Consider the following 17,903-nt stretch of genomic DNA (forward strand, 5'->3'; position numbering starts at 1 on the left):
AGACACCCGAAGAATTGCAGGCCATGTGCGAAGTGCTGGCCGCCGCTTGGGGTGCAAAAAGGTGACCTGATGGCTATTGAAATCGGCGCGTTGCGCGCGCTTCTCAGTCTGGATAGTGCCGCTTTCGAGCGGGGCGCGAAGCGCGCGCAAGCGTCGATGAATGGCTTGCAGCGGAGACTGACCAAGGCAAGCCGCAATATGCGGGGGATCGGCAAGAAGATGTCGCTTGGCATCACCGCGCCGATGGTGGCCATGGGTGGGGCGGCCTTGCGGTCATCCATGCAGACGGTCGATGCGCAATCGAAAATGGCGCAGTCGCTCAACACTTCCACCAAGTCGATGCAGGTTCTGGCGCGGGCGGCGGACCGGGCCGGGGTATCGACCGGCGAGTTGGAGCAGATCGGGCGGCAGTTGACCAAGCGACTGGGGGACGCGGCGCAGGGCACCGGACCTGCGGTCAAGGCCTTGGCGCGCTTGGGCCTCAAGGCCGAGGATTTGGCCGATATGGACCTTGACCAAAAGATCGCGGTGATCAACCGGGCGATTGCCGATACCGTCCCGGCGGCAGAACAGGCGGCGGTTGCGGCGGATCTGTTCGGGGATCGCGCGGGCATCGCGGCGGGGCGCATGGATGCCGCCACCATCGCGGCGGCCAATGAGGAATTGGAGCGCTTCGGCGTCACCGTCACCGAACTGGAAGCGGACCAGATCGAGGAGGCGAACGACGCGATTTCGGCGCTTGGGTTGGTGTCGCGTGGGCTTGCCAATCAATTGGCGGTGGCGCTTGCGCCCACGCTCAAGCGCATGGCCGAATGGCTGGCCGACCTGGGGGCAAAGTTTTCGGCGCTGTCGCCGCGTATGCAAAGGATCATCGGAATCGGCGCGGCCTTGGCCGCCTCGATTGGCCCGGTGGTTTTCATCTTGGGGGCGATGGCCGCCGGGTTGGCGGCGCTAGCCTCGCCGCTTGGCGCGGTGGTCTTGGGTATCGCGGCGGCGGCAGGCGCGGCGGCGGCGCTGTGGGCAAATTGGGATCGGTTGGTGCGGTCGGTTCCGGGGGTTGTGAACGCCATGGGAAACATCAAGTCGCGCAATATCGAACTAAATACCAGGTTTTGGGAGTTGGTTGAATCGACGCGCACTTGGGTTGATTTGATGCGGGATAGTATTTCTCAAGGCGACTATGCCGGGGCGATTCAGCGCGTGACCGAGGCTATGGCCTCGGTGCCGTGGCACAAGCCCGAGTTTTGGACCCGTATTGGCGATGCCATTGACGCAGGGGCGGCGCGAGCTGGTTTGGCGGCGTTCAACCTTGGCAATGCTGTGATTGATTGGCTGGGTGAGGGCCTTTCTAATTTGCCTGCCCGCATGGCGCAGTTCGGGGCCGATCTGGCGGCTTCTATTCGTGACTCGGCGGCGGCGGCCATATCCGCGGCGCTGGATATCGGGCGTAATATCGTGGACGGAATCAAGGCCGGGATCGATGAGAAATGGGAGGCCTTCAAGGCCCGGCAGGCCAAGCGGTTCGAAGGTTTGTCACAATCGATCAAGGATGTTTTCGGGATCAAGTCTCCCTCGCGCGTGTTCATGCGCATCGGGCGCGACCTGATGGCAGGGCTTGGCCTTGGGATCGAAGGCGGGTCAGGTGGCCCGCAGGCGGCTTTGCAGAGGGCCGCCGATCAGCTTGCCGGGGCGGTTGACGGGGCTGGCCTGTTGCACATTCCCCAGATGCTGGGCCAAGGGTTCGCGGGGGCATTCAAGTCGGCGATCACCGGGGCGAAATCCTTGGGCCGCGCGTTGAAGGATTTCGTCGGCAATGCCCTTTCGCAGATCAGCAATCAGCTTATCAGCGCCGGGATCGGGTCATTCGGTTTCGGGGGTGGTGCCGCCTCGGGTATCCTGGGGGCTTTCGCGGGCCTGTTTGACAACGGGGGGTTCATCCCCTCGGGCAAGATTGGTCGGGTTGCCGAGCGGGGCACCGAGTTGGTTAACGGCGTTCTGGTGCCGGGGCCTGCGCATGTCACGTCGCGGGCGGCCACGGAGCGGATGATGGACCGCGCGGGCGGTGGTGCCGCGCCGCAACTGACTTACGCCCCGGTGATTGATGCGCGCGGGGCTGACCCATCGACCGTGGCGCGGATTGATGCGCAGTTGCAGCAACAGGCGCGAGAGTTCGAAGGCAAGGTCTTCGAGGCCATGGTCAACGCCAAGCACAGCCGCCATTCGCGGGCATGGGAGGGCGAAAGCTGATGCTGCCTGATCTGATCGCGCCCCATAATTGGCGCATTGTGCGCCTCGCCTTGCGTCAGACGCAGGAGTTAAGCCCGGTGGCCGGGGGTGCGGTCACGGCGCGCGACCTTGGCCCGGCGCGGTGGCTGATGAGCGCCGAAAGTGCGCCGATGACGCATAGCGAGGCCGATGCGGTGATGGCCGATTTTGGCCGGTTGCGCGGCGCGCTTCTGACCTTCATCGGCCATGACGTGCGGCGCGATACGCTTGCCAGTCTTGACGGTGACGCGCCGGGGCAGGCGGCGCTTGGGGCGGCCAGCCCCGTGGTGCAGGCGGTGCGCGCGGATCGGGCCGCGCTGTCGATCAGCGGAGTGCCCGCCGGTCTGGTGTTCTCGGTCGGAGACAGGATCGGCGTAACCACCGGCGCTGGGGGATACGAGTATTTCCGCCTTCTGTCGGGCGGTGTGTCCGATGGCGGCGGGGTTACGCCCGATTTGGAGGTTGAACCGCATGTGCGCGCGGCGGTGCAGGCCGGTGACACGGTGACGATCCAGCCTGCTGTGTTGGAGCTTCGGTTGATGCCCGGATCGCTGGACGATCCGCGCGTGTCGATGCTGCACCGCAAGGTCGTTTTCGAGGCAATACAGGAAATCCGATGATTCCACGTAATGCGAATGTTGAGGCCCTGATCCAGTCGGGGCAGGTGGTGGTGCGCGATTTCCTGTGGTTCGTGCCGCGTGATCGCGAGGCCGGCGCACCGGCCCCTGTCGGGCTTTGGTCTGACGTGGGGCAGGTCACGGCGCAGATCATCGACCCGATCACCGACACGGCCCAGTCGCGCAGTTTTTCGGGCGGTGGCGTTGTCGGGGTGGGTGACGTATCGCGCGCCTCGGGCCTGACGGTGCAATCGGTCAAAATCCAGTTGGGTCAGCTTGATCCGAAGGGCGAAGAAATCGTGCGCACCCGCGACTTGCGTTTCGCGCGCGTTGAGATTTTTCGCGGCTGGTTTGATCCGGTGGGTCATACACTGGTCGCGCCTGCGGTGGCGCGCTTTACCGGCTTTGTGGACAAGGCCACGATCCGCACGCCCAAGGCGGGCGAGGCGGGCGGCATTGATCTGAACTGCAAGTCGTTCACTCAAGAACTGACCCGCAAATCGCCCGAGCGGCGCAGCGATGCCAGCCAGCGGCGGCGCGATCCCAACGACGCCTTTTTCAAGGACGTGGCCGTTGTGGGCGGCTGGAAAGTCTGGTGGGGGCAGGCCCCCGAATGACGGGATGGCTACGCCCTGCGGGGCATGACGACATTTCGGCGCTTGCGGACATCCTGCGGGCGGCGCGGGCCGAGTTGCACCCCGGCCAAGCCCATCACGCGGGCCAGTGCGCGCATACGTTGCGCCGGTTGATCGGGGACCGCATGGGCGCGGTCTGGGTGGCCGAGGCACGCGGCGCGGCTGTCGGCGTCATGGTGGCGCAGGCCGGGGCCGGGCTGTGGTGTCCCGGCGTGCAGGCCGATTGCGTGTTGCGATGGGTTGACCCGGCGCAGCGCGGGCATTGGGCGCGGCCCATGCAACGCGCCTTCGAGGCGTGGGCAAGAGAGATTGGCGCGGACGTTCTGACGGTCAGTCAGACGGGGCGCGAGGCGGAACAGTTTTACCGCGCGGCGGGCTATGCCCCGGCGGAACGCATCTATTTGAAAGGGGTCTGACGTGGGGTTCATTTCTGCGGCTGTCGCAGCGGTCACGGCGTTCCTGGCCTCGGCCCCGCCGCTTATCGCGGGCCTGTTCAAGCTGGGCGCGGGCCTTCTGCTGAACGCGGTCGCGCAGGCGTTTTTCGGGCCTAAGAAGCCGACCCGCAAGCGCGCGGGGATCACCGGGGAGTTGCAGCTTGGGGCCGAGGTGCCCCGGTCGATCATCCTTGGCCATACAGCCACGGCGGCCTCGCTGGTCTATCACAACCAATGGGGTGGTTCGGCCAACGACTATAACACCTTCGTCTTGGCATTGAGCGATATGCCGGTTGCAGGGCTGCGCGCCGTGTTCCTTGATGACGAGCGCAGCGATATCGACTGGGAAAATCCTGACCCGGACGGCAAGGGTTACCCCCTGCCTGCCTTTTCCGAGGAAACCGAACGCACGGTAAGCACGTGGGTGCCCGGTGGGCACGAGCATGGCTATTACGAATATGAAACCGTGGTCGAGACCAAGCCCCGCGCGTGGGTGCGCTTCCACGACGGCACGCAAACGCAGGCCGATGATTTCCTTGTAAATACCGTGGCATCCGACGCGCGCCCCTATGGTGCGGATCGGATCGGTTATGGCGTGGCTTATGCGGTTCTTACCGTGAAGTTCGACCGGGATTTCTGGCGCGGCAATCCCAAAGCGAAATTCGAGTTGGACGGCCTGCCGGTGGACGATCCGCGCGGCGGCACCTCGGCCACGGTGAACCCGATCCTGCTGATCCGGCGGGTGTTGCAGGGCTTTGAATATGGCGGGCAGTGGTTCTATGGGCCGCAGCGCCCCCTGCCGTGGGATGACGCCGAGATGATTGCCGAGGCGGACCTGTGCGATACGACCCCGCCCGGTTGGGCCGGTATGACCGATGCCGAAAAGATCGAGGTTTACGGCAGCACGGATGCGCCCGCGCGGTACAAGGCGGGGCTGGAGATCACGGTGGATACGCCGGTGGCCGATGTTCTGGAAGATTTGGCCATGGCCTGCAACGGGCGCTTTGCCGATGCCGGGACGCGCATGCGGGTGCAGGTGGGGGAGCCGCGCGCCGTGCTGACCCAGATCACCGATGCCGATTGGCGCATCGATGCCGAACAGGTCTTTGACCCGTTCAAGCCGCTGGCCGAAACCGTGAACGCGGTCACCGCCGTTCATCCCGACCCCGCGCAGGCGTGGGAGGCCAACGACGCGCCGCCGCTTTACAACCCGGATTTCGAGGCGCAGGACGATAACCGCCGCTTGCCGACAACTGTGGAATTCGCGGTCGTACCCTATGCCGAGCAGGTGCAGCGGCTCATGCAGGCCGCGCTGAACGAGGCGCGGCGGGCGCGGATGTTCTCGGGGTCGTTGCCGCCGAACGTGGGCGATCTTGAGCCGGGCGATTTCATCGAATGGACGTCGCAGCGCAACGGGTTTGCCGACAAGCGGTTCCGCGTCGATACCGTGGGAGATATGGCCAACGCCGATCTGGCCGTCACGCTGACCGAGGTGGACCCCGAGGATTACGACGGCTGGCAGCCGCAGACCGATTACACCGCGCCGGAATCGGGCACGATTGCCGATGGTCGGCCAGCACCGATCACGGTGGAGGGGTTCGAGGTGCGTGGCACTTCGGTGAGCGATGGGGCCGCAGATGCGCGCCGCCCGGCCATCGGGATCGAGTGGGATGCGCCCGACACCAATGCGGTCACCGGGCTTGTCTGGCGCTTGCGTGTCAAGGCGACAGGCGAGGTTGCGGGCGAGGGGCGCGTTGATGGCGCGGGACTTGGCGGGGCGCTGATCAAGGATATCCTGCCCGCCGTGGAATACCAGGTGCAGGTGCGTTTCGCTGCGCCGGGCCTGCGTACCCTTTGGACGTCGTGGCAGGATGTGACCACCCCGGACGTGCGCCTTGGGGCGGGTGATCTGGATGATGATATCAACGATACGATCACCACCGCCTTCGAGCGCCACGACGATGCGCTCGAGGATGCCGAGGGGACTGTGGCCAAGTTGCGCGACCGGGTGATCGGTGCGCTTGGCGATATCGGGGTGCCTTCCGGCGGGACGGTTGGCGGTTTGCCGCGCCTGTCCATTCAGGACCGTCTTGAATTCGATGAAACCCGCCTGACCACGGTGGAGCAAGCCGCGTCGGACCTTGAGGATGACCTGGTCGAAGCGGCGATTGCCAGCTTTAACATCGGCAAGCGGATGGTCGATGCCGGGGTCTACGTTGAGCCGGAAAGCGGTTTGGTCAAGATCAGCGGGATCGAGGCGCTTGGTAATCGGCAGTCGCAGGTGGAGATCACCGTCGATGCGCTGGCCTCGAAGATCACGCAGTATGCAACGACCACCTATGTCGATTGGAGGGTTACCGAGGCGCTGACAGACCCGTCGCAACTCCCGATCCTTCAAGATTTCGAGGCGCGGCTGACCAGTGCCGAAACCACACTGGACGGAGCCACAGGCGATATCACGTCGATCAGCGATACGCTGACGGTAGAGGGGTCTTTCGTCACCATGTCCGAGGTGACAACGCGCCTTTCCAGTGCGGAAGACGAATTGGCCTTGCGAGTGACCACTTCGGAGTTCGACACGCTTGAGGCGCGCACGTCAGACGTTGAGATCACGATGGATGCTCTGGACGTGCCGAGCATCCAGTTCACGGTTTCAGATAGTCGCCGCCAGCGTGACGAAATCGAACTTGCTGAAGACGCTCGGGTGATCGACCTGATTAAAAGCTGGCAGGGTGACAACGCGACACGCGCGGCGGATTCCTTGGGGCGTCGGCGGATCACGGCCAAGGTCAACGAGGACTTGGAGGCCGAGGCGCAGGAGCGCGCGGAACTGGCGGCGGTCGTGGATGATAACCAGGCGCTTTTCGAGCAGACCACCACGGCCTTGGCCGAGGCCGACGCGGCACAGGTTGAGCAGATCGAGACATTGCAGGTCGAAGCGGTTGGTAACGCGGCGGCCATCTCAAACGAGGCAACGGCGCGTGCCGATGCGGATAGCGCTTTGGCATCCGACATTGCGACCTTGCAGACCGAAACAGGTGATAACGCGGCGGCGATCACGGCGGAACAAACTGCCAGGTCGAACGCCGACAGCGCCTTGGCTTCGGATATCACGTCCCTTCAATCAGACGTATCGACGGCCCAAACCACCGCCGATGGGGCGAAGTCTACCGCCGATGGAAACACCTCGGCCATAAGTGGGTTGGACACGCGAGTAACCAACGCCGAAGGCCAGATCACCAGTCAATCGTCCGATATCACGTCCCTTCAATCAGACGTATCGACGGCCCAGACTGCGGCGGACGGTGCGCAATCAACGGCAAGCGGCAACGCGTCTGCTATATCCGGCCTTGATACGCGCGTCACCAATTCCGAGGGGGATATCACCTCGCTCGCCGGTCAGGTGACAAGTCTGAGCAGCAACGTGGGTGACAACTCGGCGGACATTTCCAGTCTGCAAGCAACACGCGTTACGGCGGCGGGGGCGGTGGCTGCTGTCGATCAGGTGGTCTCGGCCAGCTTCCAAGATTTGGAATCCATGGCATCGGCCACGGCTACGGCCAAGGCCACGGTTGACGGCATCGAAGCCGCCCATGTCCTGCGGCTGAACGAGCAAGACGTGCTGGAGGTCGTAAGCGTATCTGACGGGGAGTCCGGCCCGAAGGTCACGGGCCGCTGGTCTGGCGATTACCTGACGCTTGATGGCGACGTCGAGGTGGAGGGCACGTTCTTGGCCCAGAACGCGATTTTCGCCGGTCAATCAATCGAGTCCGACAATTTCGAGGCGGGCGTATCCGGCTGGCAAATCCGCCGCGATGGCGTGATCGAGGCGCATAAGGTCATCGAGCGGGCCGCACTGGCGGATAGCGCGGCGACGGATCGGGTTCACCAAGCCAATGAAGGCGAGATCATGCTGCCATCGACCGGCAGTTGGGAAACGATATGCCAGATTTCGCTGGGGCCGGTGGCGATTGATGAAATCTGGACGGTCACGGCCTTTGTTTTCCGGCGCACGGCCTCGGGCGACTCGCGCTGTCAAATCCGGTTCTACGCCGAGGGCGTCTGGAGCAACTGGAGCGGGGTGCCGGTGCTTGGCACGGGGTCATTCGCGACATGGGAAAACCGGGATTATTCCCGGCTGATCGGCGGCAAATACGATGACGCGGAGGTCCGTATTCAAGGGATCGCGAACCTTCCCCCATCCTCATACACCGACGCCTTGCATCGCGACGCGGCGATCACGGCGGAAAAGAGCGTGAAATAGAGAAGGATCAAAGATGGCAATCACATACAGCACAGGCACCGTATCGCTGACCAATGGCAGCGCCACGGTCACGGGGAGCGGCACTTCGTGGTGGGGCAATATAGAGGGAGGCTACCTACTCTGGGTAGACGGAGCGCCGGTCGGCGTGGTGCAAGAGGTGGTCAGTGCGACCGAGTTAATCTTGATGGAGAATTTTTTGGGGTCCAGCAAGAGCGGCGTGGATTACCACCTGGTCCCGATGGGGGCGGTCAAGACGGGGCTTGCGGCGGCGGTCAATGAGCTGATCGCGGATATAGAGGCGGTGCAGGACGGCGCGCTGTCGGGCCGCTTCGGGGATGGTGATGCGGCTGAGCCGGGGATCGCATTCCTCGGTGAGATCGACCTTGGCTTCTACCGCAAGGCGGCTGGCCTCATCGCGGCGACCGGAGGCTTGGAGGTGCCCTCCTTGTCTGGCGATGCCGTGACCCAGACTAAAAAAGACACCACGTCGAATCGGCTTACCAAGGTTGGCGATTTTGGCGTGGGCGGCATCGGACCCGATATTGCGGATTGTGATGCGCCCGTTTCGGGCTGCGTGGAGCGCGTCACAACCGCCACGGTCAACACGCCATCCATCGCAGCCTCGAATATCGCGGGGCCTTTGGAATCAAATTTTTGGAGCGGGGCGGTTGCAGTTCAGACCTTGAGCGCATTCTTTCCGGCGTCCGAGGCTGGCAACAAGTATCACCGGACGCAAGATGGCGGGGTGTGGGAAGCTTGGCGTATGACCTGGGACACGGGCAACACGACCGTTGACGGGTCCGGCTTCATCCTTGAAGCCTCGCCGATTATCCGCATCTACCCGGATCGGATCGAAGAACCCAACGCGCCGGTGGGCGCGCAAATGACGCGCGCGGGGTTGGGGCATTATGTGCTGTCCAACGTGCCTCCATTGGCCGTCAAGGGCTGGCAGAAGCGCGGCGCAACCGATGTGAACGGCGCGAAGATTTGCGGCATTGATGATGCTGTTTTCCATGCCGGCGATCTGCATGTGTTCACCTCTGGCGCGGATGGTGCCCCGGCGGATGTGCCAGCCGATTGTTTTGTCATGCTGCGCTTTTGGGAGGCGAAAGAAGAGGGCGAGACCGCCCCGGATATCTCGCAGATCGACGCCGCCACCCTGAACGCCATAGTGAGTGAGCGGGGCGTCAATACGATCAAGGCCGAATGTGGCGCGCGCATCCTTGCTGTCGCATCCGAACAGGCGCAGGCCAACCTTGCGCAGTCCATGGTGGCTTACACCACGGAAGTCTTGCGTGGAGGTAACGAGGGTGAGGCCGAAACTCTGTCCGGGCTGACCAATGGCGATTTTGCCGTCGCGAAGGCCGCCGTGTCGTGGCGCAAGGACATGGTGGACGCTTGCCGCGCTGCTGTCGCATCCGGCGATGATCCGGTGTGGCCGGATGTACCGGAAGGCGTGGTCGAGTTGATGGACCGGATGTGATGGCTAACGGTCCTGCCATTGAAGGCGGGTAATTCGCCCGCGCGCAGCAAATTCAGAAAACGAGGTGGTTTAATGCAACAGGTGGATGCCGTGGGGCCGGTGGCCTTTGGCGTGATGGGTGCGGCGGGGTCTTTCCAGGCCTACGGCACAAGTGGCTTGGCCGTGGCGCTGGCCCTGATCGGGGCCGGGCTGGCCGCCTCGGAGATCGACCCGTTCAAGTGGCGGGCGGCCTTCGGGGTTCTGATCTTCAACCTGATCGTGGGTGTGCTTGGCGGGGCTTTGATTACCGCGCTTATGCAGGCCGAGGCCAGCGGGATATTCGACCATCCGCTGATGTTGGCGGGGGTGTCTTTTGGCGTGGCCTATTTCGGGCATGACGCGGTGCAGAACCTTCGCCCGGCGGTGTTCAAGGCGGCGGCCAAGCTGTTGGGAGGGGGTAAGGCATGACGCGACGCGTTGTCAGATCGAAGGGGTACAAGCGGTTTCGGGCCGGTGGGTCTTGGGCGGTTTGGGGTCTTATTCTATGGGCGGTCATCTGGGCCGCCTTTTTCAATTGAGGAGGTCGGTATGAATACCCGAGACATTCAGGCGCGGCTTGCCGCCTATCGCATTGACCCCGGCCCGATTGATGGCCTGATGGGGCGGAAAACCCGCCGCGCGATGGCGGCCTTTCGCTGGAAACAGGGACGCAGTATCCGGGCCGACTTTCACGAGTCCGGCCTGCACCGGGTGATCATTCATTGGCCAGTCAGCGGTGAGGGGGCCAGCGAGTCCGATCTTCAGCATTATCACGCCACGGTCACGCATGATCTGCGCGTGATGCTGGGCTATCTCAAGCCGGAGGCCAATGCCGATTGCACCGATGGGCGCTATGTCGCGCACACGCGCGGCCTGAACACTGGCTCGATCGGGGTGGCGATAGACGGTATGATCGGTGCGCAGGAGCATCCGTTTGATCCCGGCCCGGCACCATTCAATAGGCAGATGGTTAATGTCCTTGCAGTAACGGTTGCTGATTTCTGCCTGACCTACGATATCCCCCTGAGCCGATATACCGTTCTGACCCATGCCGAGGTGGAACCGACGCTGGGCGTGTGGCAGCGCGGGAAGTGGGATGTGCGTTGGCTGCCCGGCATGGATAAGCCCGGGGGCGCAATCAAGGTGGGCGATGTTCTGAGGGCCAAAATTGCAAAAGCAATGCCGCGCGAGATGGCGGCATGATCCCCGATTTGGCGTTCCGATATGTCCCTACGATCCTCGTGGCGCTTGCTGTGGGTGGCGTTGGCTGGTGGATCTACGTCGAAGTCAAGGACCGAGGGTATCAGGAGTGCCGCGCCGAGGTGGCCGAAGATACCGCCGAAACGCAAGAAGGCTTTGACGCCAACGCTGCACGCGCCAAGCGCCTCGCCATTGAACTCATGGCCGCGCAGGAGCGCATGACGGAACTGGAAAGGAGACTTGCCGATGAAGCTGCAAACGATCCTCTGGCCGATAGTCCCGGCCTTTCTGTTGACAGCCTGCGGAGGCTCGACCGGATCAGGTGATCCGGCGCGGCTTCAGATCGACCCGCCTGATGCGGTCATAACCCAAAGCACGGACGGACCCGCCCCGATACCCTCTACCGCCACCACACAGCGCGCGCAGGAAGCCCTGTGGCGGCGCGACCGTGTGAACCTGTCGCAATGCGTGGCGCGGCACGGTGGGGCGATTGAGTGGATTGAGGGGGTAGTGTCCGTCCTGCCAAGAAATCAACCGCCCGGTTGATGCGCTATCGGGTCGCTCACCTGTAATTCCATTCAAACAGGAAAGGTGCCCAAAGGACGGCTTTGCTGTCCCTGCCAAATCTCAACTTCCCCGGCCCGCGTGGCCGGGGCTTTTTTGTGTTTGGGGGTCAGGGGGTGCGGCTGATCGTGTTCATACGTTCGAGAGATACGCCAAGTTTTTTTATGCTTTCTACGGCTTTGGTGCCCTCCTGCGCTGACATCATGGCCCGGATCAGGGCATTATGGTTGCGTTTGATCCGCTCCTCGATTTGAGCGCGTCGCGTCAAGTCGCTCAGGTAGCGTAGCCTTTGGCGGCGGGCGATCACCGCTTCGGCAAGCTGTGTTTCGTTGATCCCGTGCCGGGCGGCGCAAGCCCGTATGGCGTGGTGTAGTTGGTCAAGGTCTGTCATGGATTTCAGCCTTATGTACTTTGCATTGAGCGGTGATCCCACTTTCTTGATTCGTTCTTGTTATGTCTGTGGGGGCGTAATACATCTAAGCCTCTAAATTCATGCGAAGTCGGCTAAATTCAAAATCCCCCGATGGCAACATCGTGTGAGTTCGAATCTCACCTTGGGCACCACGTTTCCGCGCATTGATGAGCATATTTGCTCGAAAACGCTTATTTTCTGTGGATAACGCTGTATAAAGCCGCGCTTGCGCTTGCCATGTATACGCATTTTCGCGCACGACGTTCCCCATATTTACGCATTCATGGGGAATCATGGCGTCGATCAGCAAGCACGGAAAGCAATGGCGCGCACAGATCGCTCGGCGAGGGATTCGCAAGAGCAAGGTATTCCCAACGCGCCAAGCTGCCAAGGATTGGGCGGCGCGCGAGGAATACAAAATCTCCAATGGTGAGAAAGTCGCTGCCTCAATGCGGCTATCAGAAGTGCTTGATCGGTACGCCCGCGAGGTGTCTCCATCGAAGCGCGGGCACAGGTGGGAAATTCTGCGCCTTGAGCGGATGCAACGCGAGATCGGTCATCACCGTCTGGGTGATTTCACGGCAAAAGATGTCGCGGCATGGCGCGATGCTCGATTGCAGGAAGTCGCGCCCGGATCTGTACGCCGCGAAATGGGATTGCTGGGCGCTGTTATGCGTCAGGCGGTCGAGGAATGGGGCTTGATGCAGTCCAGTCCCACGAAGGGCGTCAGGAAGCCTGCTGAGCCACCACCGCGCGACAGGCTTCCAACAGATGACGAGATCGAGCGTCTGGCCTATGTGGCGGGTGACGATTTGACCACGTCCACGGGGCGGGTGTTCCACGCATTCCGCTTTGCCTGCGAAACCGCCATGAGGGCAGGGGAGATTGTCGGTCTGACCTGGGGTAATGTCGATCTGGATCGAAGGGTCGCCCATCTACCGAAGACCAAGAACGGCCATTCTCGTGATGTGCCAATGACGGCCGAGGCGGTGAGGCTTCTGCGGGAACTGCCGTATGCTGACCCTGTGTTTGGGCTCAACACGGCCCAGATGGATGCGCTGTTTCGATCAATACGGGCCAAGGCCGAGATCGAGGGGCTTAGGTTTCACGACAGCCGGGCCTATGCGCTGACGAATTTATCTCGAAAGGTCGATGTGCTGACGCTGGCCAAGATCAGCGGTCATCGCGATCTGCGCATCTTGAGCAATACCTACTATCGAGAGTCGGCCGAGGACATTGCGAAGCGTCTTGATTGAACTGGCAGTCATGCTTTGGGGCTTTCATACCCGGGCGCCATTTCCAGCAAGGCCCATGGTGCTCGTGCCACTTGGTCACGTGGTTCAGGCATATCGGGCAAAAGAATAGCCGCGGTTGGCGCCTGAGCCAGTCGTGAAAGTTCACAGCCGCACTCGCCTTGCCTTGCCGGCCATGCCGTTCGTTTCGATCTCACCGGCGGCGATCTTACGGCGCACTGTGCTTTCGTGGACACCCATTTGCCGCGCGGCCTCTGGCACGGTGATCCATTCTTTGGGTGGGGCGATTTGGCGGCGCAGGTCGCGCACCTCCTTCACGAGCGGCGCGACGGCGGCGGAAACAGCTTTTTGGATTTCAGCGTCGATGCTCATACCTCAATCCTCCGTGCTTGGCGGGGTGTGGTGGACGGCAATAGCAACGACCAAGGCAGCCGTAATCAATTCGTCAACAATATCCGAAGCCGTTAGATGCCCCTCAATCCCAACCATTCTAATATGCGGGCCAACCGCCCCAGAAAGTGACGAGCGCAAGAATTTGCGTGTTTCACCCTTATGGAGCGCGGCCCAATCATCGTTATCGCCCATCACTCACCTTCCTTTCCGGTGTCTCGCAGGGCGGCGTGAGCTCTTGCCTCGCCAAACTTCCGCTGTTGCTCCATGCGCCATTCAATGTTTTTCACGCACGCCGGAATGTCGGCCTCATAGAAGCCAAACCGCTTGTCCGTGGTGAAGAATTCCGAGCCGCCAACGGTTAGACTGGTGAGTGCTTTTGATACCACAAATGAATACTCTTTGAGGCGCGCGTTCTCGTCCTCTAGGGCTTCGATGCGGTCGGCGGCTTGTCTGGTCGCCGTGTCGGGGAAGTTTGTTAACGAACGCAGTCGCTTCACCAAATCATTCGCCATCGCTCTGGTCCTCCGTGATCAATGCGAGGATTGCAGAATGGTCTTTTCGACGCGCAACGCACGATCCGCACCGACAGTCTAGCACATCCCCGTTGTGGCCAACTTTTGCGCCAATCACGCTTGCCGCCTCCCTCAGCGCATTGTTCCGGGCCTCGCGCTTTACACTCTCGTCACGGGCCTCAAGCGCCTCGGTGGCGTCGTCGGGGGTGCGGGCGCGGATGTAGTCTTCAACGTTCAGCAGGATGATTCCAACGGGGCCATGAATTGACACATAATTTGTTGCGTTCCGCGCATCCTCATAGGCCGCAGCCACGGCGGCTTTGTGGTGGTCTTCGGGGACGTAGGGTTCATGGTCATCGCGTTCTCGCGTCCAGCATGATCCGAACATATGGCCGGGATCGTCAGCGTCATTTGTCAGAAACGCCCAAATCCGCTCAGGTGCTTTCTGTGTCATTCGCTGTCTCCCGGATATGGCATGGCGCGGATGGCTTCGGCTGCGCTTTTGTGTGCCAAATAAAGCCCCCTTCCCGTTACCTTCGTTGGCCCTTTTGTCGCAGATTTCCGCCGCCGCCTCTTTCGCCTGCTTCCATCCTTCGCGGTGGGTCTGGTCGGGTTCGAGGGCGGCAAGGATGCGCTGTTCGTAATCGGCTTGGACGAATTCTTGAGCAAGCCGATAAGCAGATCGTATTGGGTCAGAATTAAATCCCACATGGACAATTTCTTCGCCCTCGGGGTCTATGACCTCGTATCCATCTGGCGTCTGGTGGATAGAATAGTCACCAAATGGCGTAGAAGCTTTGTTGTCCTTCCACTCCAGCGGCTTCACCTTCACCCCGGCAGGCTCGGACACGTCGCCCTTGTGGCCAGAACCGCCGCAATGTGGGCAGGCGTTCTCTACGTCCTCACGCCAGCGTTCCTCGGCTCCTGTGGTGGCGAAGCCCGCAGTCTTGTAGCGGGTGTTCCCTGCCCAAATCATGATCTTCCACTCACGCGAGTCGCCGGCGAGGACTTCTGCGGCTTTCCTGGCATCCTCCGCTCGGTCAAGGAATACCTCTGGCCCTCGCTTGTTGTGACCGCAGCAACATCCGCGCGTCCAGACACCGGCTCTCCAAAGTGCCTCGATCTGCTCAGCGATACAGGCGTCAACACAAACCGTTTTCGTCGTGAAATCGAAGTATGGGCGAGGATCAAGTATGGTCTCTGGTATATTTCCGGTCGTATCGGGCTGGTTGCTACTCTCGCAATCACACCCGGCAGGCTCGGCGTCGATCTGGGCGAGGGTGGCGCGGGCTTCTGTAACTGATGGACCAATGTCAGCGGGATGAACTTCACCTTGCCCTAATGCGAACACCTCGTCTTGAACGTGGGTCAACATGCTCTGCAAAGCCGCCTCCGCCCGCTCGGCCCGTGCTTGGGCTGCATTGCGTTCGGTGAGGAGGGCGCGGAGTGCCTCAACCGTTTCAAATCGCTCGGCAACCGTAGGATTTCCATATGGGCGGGCATAAATCTCGATAAGCCGCTCAACCGCCGCTACGCTTGTGTCTGTGTCAGTCATTCCCATTCCTCACGGCCTGCAACATCATCAAGCGTTTCTGAGATAGCCTTTTTTGCTTCGTGCGAAAGTGAAGGCCACACGTCACGTAGCCGTTCGCCTGCGTAATTCTTCCAGTCGTGTACTTTTTGAGCGTTGGCCCAATCTGGCTCACACCAATCGCTTGGCACTCTTCCTTTATAACTCATTCCCGTTCTCCCCTTGTTGCTTGGTAGGCGGCGAGGGTCTTATCCATCCGAAGGCGTGCGCGTTGAAGGTCTGCAAAAACCTTGGCGCAATCTTCTTTGTTGGCCCCTTCGCTATGCAGGAAAAAATCTGCCAATTCGCAAATCTCTTCGCGTGTCTGCTTGTGGTCTTCCGCCAGTTCATCCGCCGCTTTCAGGGCCTCGGCGTTGGCGCGGGTGTTCCATGCGGTTATGGCTCGATCAGCGCTAGACGCATATGGCCCTTCCGTCCCACAACTTGTACACTCAACAGTATAGTTCCAGCCTACGTGTCTTGTCGCGACCTTACATACATTCAAGGAGTATTCTGATGCTCCGTCATTCCTACAAAACGGACATGACTTCATCTTATCCGTCATCAGATCATTCCTCCTTCCAAATCGGCGCATCAATCCAAGGCTCAAGGCGATCCCATGCGACCTGAATGTCCTGTGTGCCTTCCCTCTGGATTGCGCGGCGCAGGTCATTCACCGCCTTGCGGATCTTAGATATCCGGGTGTTGCCGTAGCGGTCGGCAGGCGCTTGCTTGCGGGTCATGGCCTATGCCCCTTGAACAGCCGCCCTTTTCGCTGTGACCAGCTAAGACGGTGGTAGCAATTGCGCTTGGTTCTGCGCCGCCGTTTTTGCCATAATTTTTTGTTCTCACGTCGCTTGATACGGTGCTCCCTCTCAAGGCGCTCCGACGCTGTGACCGTAACAGGCGCAGGCGGCATGTTGTGACCGATACCGGCCAACGCCAGACTGGCAGCGCCAGCGATTAACAGCTTGCGCATCACTCGCCCTCCCGTTGCTTGAGCATGGCGTCGGCTTGGTGGTAGGCCCATCTGGCGCGAGAACGCTGCGCCTCTGGCTTGCGCATGTCGATCCTCGGATCACCCGCCTCTACGGAAGTCACGCCATCCGGCCAAGGCACCCAATCATCCATCCCCGCCAAAGCCGCTTTCGCAATTTCATCCCGCTTGGCCTGTCGGATCATATCGTCAAGCCACTCGGTCCCACTGTCAGGGACGCGCAGCTCAATGGCGGCGAGTTGGCGAAGGGTCATACCTTCGCATCCGTCAAATCCGCACCACCCTTCGTATGCGAGGGCAGGGTTTGGAAACGCTGGCCCGCTTTTGGTATCATGTGTCATTGGTCTGCCTCCGCAACTTTTTGCACGAGACTGAACCCGCCATGTTCCTTCATCCATTTCATGGACTTTTGAAAATTCAGGTCAGCGCCGTAATCTGTGAGGCGATATGTGGCGCTTTCCGGGTATCCATCGTCAGCTTTTTCACAGCTTATCATCCCAGCTCCTATCAGTTCTCGCATCGCCTTTTCTCCGCGCCTTGAAAGGGCGTACTCCTGATTTTGCAGGGTCAGCGTCATGTTCTTTCCCAGCATCCAATTGCCAGCCAGAACGGCCTGCGCGTCATTGGATAGCGAGAGAATTTCAGGGTCATTCTTCATCCCTCTTTCCCCTTCCATGTTCCCAAGGCCACCCACCGCCGTAGCGTTTCGGGATAGCCAGTTGATTTCTCGATTTCCCGCAGCTCCGCGTACATCAGTACGGCCCGCGCGTGGCGTATGACGGGCAGGCGCTTCCACCACGGGGCGGCAGGCATTGCCCAGCCCATGTGCAGGCGATCTTGTTCCCACTCGGTCATTCGCCCCTCGCCCTCAATTCTTCGTAAAACCCGAGCCTCGCCTGCGCGCTTGGGTCGGTGGGCCAGCGGTTGCGCTGACGGGCAAGCGTCAGATTGGCTTCGTCTGTCACGTCGACCAACTTCTGGACATGGAGGTTGTCGCCGCGCTCAACACGAAGAACGACCGCCCCAAGCGTGTTGTCGCCTTCAAGAGCCTCGGCGTAGTGCCAAGCCGCATCGGCCAAGTTCCGGCAGACTCGGGCAGTGGGGTCGCCGTAGAAACGGTCCAGCCAAAGCACATGCTCCTTTTCATGATCACGCGGCCCCATGATCGTTTTCCTTCCCACGGTGGCTGTAGGCTCCAACGGATTGATCGTTTACGATCTTGCGCGCCTTGGTTTCAGGCATGAGTGCGCCCGATGTTGACACTAAAGCCCGGCGAGGCAGCGCCT

The 17,903-nt window shown here is 61.2% G+C and carries 22 protein-coding genes; 10 read left to right on the forward strand and 12 right to left on the reverse strand.

What is annotated here, in order from left to right:
* Window positions 1-69 precede the first annotated feature (69 nt).
* From RBB32_RS00160 to RBB32_RS00200, 9 genes are all read left to right on the forward strand, one after another.
* Window positions 70-2,247, forward strand: a complete 2,178-nt coding sequence (locus tag RBB32_RS00160; RefSeq protein WP_306150646.1) for a hypothetical protein — start codon at window positions 70-72, stop codon at window positions 2,245-2,247.
* Entirely contained in the window at window positions 2,247-2,885 is a 639-nt protein-coding gene (locus RBB32_RS00165) for a hypothetical protein (protein WP_306150647.1), read from the forward strand. Before RBB32_RS00160 ends, RBB32_RS00165 begins: the two co-directional genes overlap by 1 nt.
* Complete coding sequence (locus RBB32_RS00170; RefSeq protein ID WP_306150648.1) at window positions 2,882-3,499, forward strand: hypothetical protein; 618 nt, start codon at window positions 2,882-2,884, stop codon at window positions 3,497-3,499. Before RBB32_RS00165 ends, RBB32_RS00170 begins: the two co-directional genes overlap by 4 nt.
* The gene (locus tag RBB32_RS00175) at window positions 3,496-3,933 is read left to right on the forward strand and encodes a GNAT family N-acetyltransferase (protein ID WP_306150649.1); all 438 of its coding nucleotides are present in this window, start codon (window positions 3,496-3,498) and stop codon (window positions 3,931-3,933) included. The genes RBB32_RS00170 and RBB32_RS00175 overlap by 4 nt, the downstream gene beginning before the upstream one ends.
* 1 nt (window position 3,934) lies before the next feature.
* Window positions 3,935-8,215: a phage tail protein gene (locus RBB32_RS00180; protein ID WP_306150650.1), complete on the forward strand. Its 4,281-nt coding sequence runs from the start codon at window positions 3,935-3,937 to the stop codon at window positions 8,213-8,215.
* Between the two features lie 13 nt (window positions 8,216-8,228).
* Entirely contained in the window at window positions 8,229-9,698 is a 1,470-nt protein-coding gene (locus tag RBB32_RS00185) for a hypothetical protein (protein WP_306150651.1), read from the forward strand.
* Between the two features lie 72 nt (window positions 9,699-9,770).
* Window positions 9,771-10,145 carry a hypothetical protein gene (locus RBB32_RS00190; protein ID WP_306150652.1) on the forward strand — a complete coding sequence of 125 codons (375 nt, stop codon included), beginning with the start codon at window positions 9,771-9,773 and terminating at the stop codon, window positions 10,143-10,145.
* Window positions 10,146-10,265: 120 nt separating this feature from the next.
* Window positions 10,266-10,919: an N-acetylmuramoyl-L-alanine amidase gene (locus RBB32_RS00195; protein WP_306150653.1), complete on the forward strand. Its 654-nt coding sequence runs from the start codon at window positions 10,266-10,268 to the stop codon at window positions 10,917-10,919.
* Window positions 10,916-11,242: a hypothetical protein gene (locus tag RBB32_RS00200; protein ID WP_306150654.1), complete on the forward strand. Its 327-nt coding sequence runs from the start codon at window positions 10,916-10,918 to the stop codon at window positions 11,240-11,242. Before RBB32_RS00195 ends, RBB32_RS00200 begins: the two co-directional genes overlap by 4 nt.
* A 347-nt stretch (window positions 11,243-11,589) precedes the next feature.
* On the opposite strand, the gene RBB32_RS00205 is transcribed toward RBB32_RS00200, so the two are convergent.
* Entirely contained in the window at window positions 11,590-11,871 is a 282-nt protein-coding gene (locus RBB32_RS00205; protein WP_306150655.1) for a hypothetical protein, read from the reverse strand.
* A gap of 314 nt (window positions 11,872-12,185) precedes the next feature.
* Between RBB32_RS00205 and RBB32_RS00210 the strand changes: the two genes are divergently transcribed.
* Window positions 12,186-13,148: a site-specific integrase gene (locus RBB32_RS00210; protein ID WP_306150656.1), complete on the forward strand. Its 963-nt coding sequence runs from the start codon at window positions 12,186-12,188 to the stop codon at window positions 13,146-13,148.
* 141 nt (window positions 13,149-13,289) lie between these two features.
* Here RBB32_RS00210 and RBB32_RS00215 read toward each other — a convergent pair whose 3' ends face one another.
* The 11 genes from RBB32_RS00215 to RBB32_RS00265 form a co-directional block, all read right to left on the reverse strand.
* Window positions 13,290-13,517 (reverse strand): excisionase family DNA-binding protein, encoded by a 228-nt coding sequence (locus tag RBB32_RS00215; RefSeq protein WP_306150657.1) that lies wholly within the window; start codon window positions 13,515-13,517, stop codon window positions 13,290-13,292.
* A 3-nt stretch (window positions 13,518-13,520) separates the two neighbouring features.
* Complete coding sequence (locus RBB32_RS00220) at window positions 13,521-13,730, reverse strand: hypothetical protein (protein ID WP_306150658.1); 210 nt, start codon at window positions 13,728-13,730, stop codon at window positions 13,521-13,523.
* Complete coding sequence (locus RBB32_RS00225; RefSeq protein ID WP_306150659.1) at window positions 13,730-14,050, reverse strand: hypothetical protein; 321 nt, start codon at window positions 14,048-14,050, stop codon at window positions 13,730-13,732. Before RBB32_RS00225 ends, RBB32_RS00220 begins: the two co-directional genes overlap by 1 nt.
* Complete coding sequence (locus tag RBB32_RS00230; protein WP_306150660.1) at window positions 14,040-15,605, reverse strand: hypothetical protein; 1,566 nt, start codon at window positions 15,603-15,605, stop codon at window positions 14,040-14,042. The genes RBB32_RS00225 and RBB32_RS00230 overlap by 11 nt, the downstream gene beginning before the upstream one ends.
* Window positions 15,602-15,790, reverse strand: a complete 189-nt coding sequence (locus RBB32_RS00235; protein WP_306150661.1) for a hypothetical protein — start codon at window positions 15,788-15,790, stop codon at window positions 15,602-15,604. The genes RBB32_RS00230 and RBB32_RS00235 overlap by 4 nt, the downstream gene beginning before the upstream one ends.
* A complete protein-coding gene (locus tag RBB32_RS00240) occupies window positions 15,787-16,185 on the reverse strand; it encodes a Lar family restriction alleviation protein (RefSeq protein WP_306150662.1) in 399 nt (132 codons plus the stop codon). Before RBB32_RS00240 ends, RBB32_RS00235 begins: the two co-directional genes overlap by 4 nt.
* Before the next feature lie 4 nt (window positions 16,186-16,189).
* Window positions 16,190-16,363: a hypothetical protein gene (locus RBB32_RS00245; protein WP_306150663.1), complete on the reverse strand. Its 174-nt coding sequence runs from the start codon at window positions 16,361-16,363 to the stop codon at window positions 16,190-16,192.
* A 235-nt stretch (window positions 16,364-16,598) separates the two neighbouring features.
* Window positions 16,599-16,871, reverse strand: a complete 273-nt coding sequence (locus tag RBB32_RS00250) for a hypothetical protein (RefSeq protein WP_306150664.1) — start codon at window positions 16,869-16,871, stop codon at window positions 16,599-16,601.
* Window positions 16,872-16,954: 83 nt separating this feature from the next.
* Complete coding sequence (locus RBB32_RS00255) at window positions 16,955-17,275, reverse strand: hypothetical protein (protein WP_306150665.1); 321 nt, start codon at window positions 17,273-17,275, stop codon at window positions 16,955-16,957.
* A complete protein-coding gene (locus RBB32_RS00260) occupies window positions 17,272-17,472 on the reverse strand; it encodes a hypothetical protein (protein WP_306150666.1) in 201 nt (66 codons plus the stop codon). The genes RBB32_RS00255 and RBB32_RS00260 overlap by 4 nt, the downstream gene beginning before the upstream one ends.
* Window positions 17,469-17,780 (reverse strand): hypothetical protein, encoded by a 312-nt coding sequence (locus tag RBB32_RS00265; protein ID WP_306150667.1) that lies wholly within the window; start codon window positions 17,778-17,780, stop codon window positions 17,469-17,471. The genes RBB32_RS00260 and RBB32_RS00265 overlap by 4 nt, the downstream gene beginning before the upstream one ends.
* Window positions 17,781-17,903 lie beyond the last annotated feature (123 nt).

It is taken from the genome of Roseovarius sp. MMSF_3281 (genome assembly GCF_030733685.1).
In the GTDB taxonomy this organism is placed as follows: domain Bacteria; phylum Pseudomonadota; class Alphaproteobacteria; order Rhodobacterales; family Rhodobacteraceae; genus Roseovarius.

What these genes read in the sequence shown, in the direction of transcription:
- RBB32_RS00160 (WP_306150646.1), top strand. Translation starts at nt 70, where the DNA reads ATGGCTATTGAAATCGGCGCGTTGCGCGCGCTTCTCAGTCTGGATAGT.
- RBB32_RS00165 (WP_306150647.1), top strand. Translation starts at nt 2,247, where the DNA reads ATGCTGCCTGATCTGATCGCGCCCCATAATTGGCGCATTGTGCGCCTC.
- RBB32_RS00170 (WP_306150648.1), top strand. Translation starts at nt 2,882, where the DNA reads ATGATTCCACGTAATGCGAATGTTGAGGCCCTGATCCAGTCGGGGCAG.
- RBB32_RS00175 (WP_306150649.1), top strand. Translation starts at nt 3,496, where the DNA reads ATGACGGGATGGCTACGCCCTGCGGGGCATGACGACATTTCGGCGCTT.
- RBB32_RS00185 (WP_306150651.1), top strand. Translation starts at nt 8,229, where the DNA reads ATGGCAATCACATACAGCACAGGCACCGTATCGCTGACCAATGGCAGC.
- RBB32_RS00190 (WP_306150652.1), top strand. Translation starts at nt 9,771, where the DNA reads ATGCAACAGGTGGATGCCGTGGGGCCGGTGGCCTTTGGCGTGATGGGT.
- RBB32_RS00195 (WP_306150653.1), top strand. Translation starts at nt 10,266, where the DNA reads ATGAATACCCGAGACATTCAGGCGCGGCTTGCCGCCTATCGCATTGAC.
- RBB32_RS00200 (WP_306150654.1), top strand. Translation starts at nt 10,916, where the DNA reads ATGATCCCCGATTTGGCGTTCCGATATGTCCCTACGATCCTCGTGGCG.
- RBB32_RS00205 (WP_306150655.1), bottom strand. Translation starts at nt 11,871, where the DNA reads ATGACAGACCTTGACCAACTACACCACGCCATACGGGCTTGCGCCGCC.
- RBB32_RS00210 (WP_306150656.1), top strand. Translation starts at nt 12,186, where the DNA reads ATGGCGTCGATCAGCAAGCACGGAAAGCAATGGCGCGCACAGATCGCT.
- RBB32_RS00215 (WP_306150657.1), bottom strand. Translation starts at nt 13,517, where the DNA reads ATGAGCATCGACGCTGAAATCCAAAAAGCTGTTTCCGCCGCCGTCGCG.
- RBB32_RS00220 (WP_306150658.1), bottom strand. Translation starts at nt 13,730, where the DNA reads ATGGGCGATAACGATGATTGGGCCGCGCTCCATAAGGGTGAAACACGC.
- RBB32_RS00225 (WP_306150659.1), bottom strand. Translation starts at nt 14,050, where the DNA reads ATGGCGAATGATTTGGTGAAGCGACTGCGTTCGTTAACAAACTTCCCC.
- RBB32_RS00230 (WP_306150660.1), bottom strand. Translation starts at nt 15,605, where the DNA reads ATGACTGACACAGACACAAGCGTAGCGGCGGTTGAGCGGCTTATCGAG.
- RBB32_RS00235 (WP_306150661.1), bottom strand. Translation starts at nt 15,790, where the DNA reads ATGAGTTATAAAGGAAGAGTGCCAAGCGATTGGTGTGAGCCAGATTGG.
- RBB32_RS00240 (WP_306150662.1), bottom strand. Translation starts at nt 16,185, where the DNA reads ATGACGGATAAGATGAAGTCATGTCCGTTTTGTAGGAATGACGGAGCA.
- RBB32_RS00245 (WP_306150663.1), bottom strand. Translation starts at nt 16,363, where the DNA reads ATGACCCGCAAGCAAGCGCCTGCCGACCGCTACGGCAACACCCGGATA.
- RBB32_RS00250 (WP_306150664.1), bottom strand. Translation starts at nt 16,871, where the DNA reads ATGACCCTTCGCCAACTCGCCGCCATTGAGCTGCGCGTCCCTGACAGT.
- RBB32_RS00255 (WP_306150665.1), bottom strand. Translation starts at nt 17,275, where the DNA reads ATGAAGAATGACCCTGAAATTCTCTCGCTATCCAATGACGCGCAGGCC.
- RBB32_RS00260 (WP_306150666.1), bottom strand. Translation starts at nt 17,472, where the DNA reads ATGACCGAGTGGGAACAAGATCGCCTGCACATGGGCTGGGCAATGCCT.
- RBB32_RS00265 (WP_306150667.1), bottom strand. Translation starts at nt 17,780, where the DNA reads ATGGGGCCGCGTGATCATGAAAAGGAGCATGTGCTTTGGCTGGACCGT.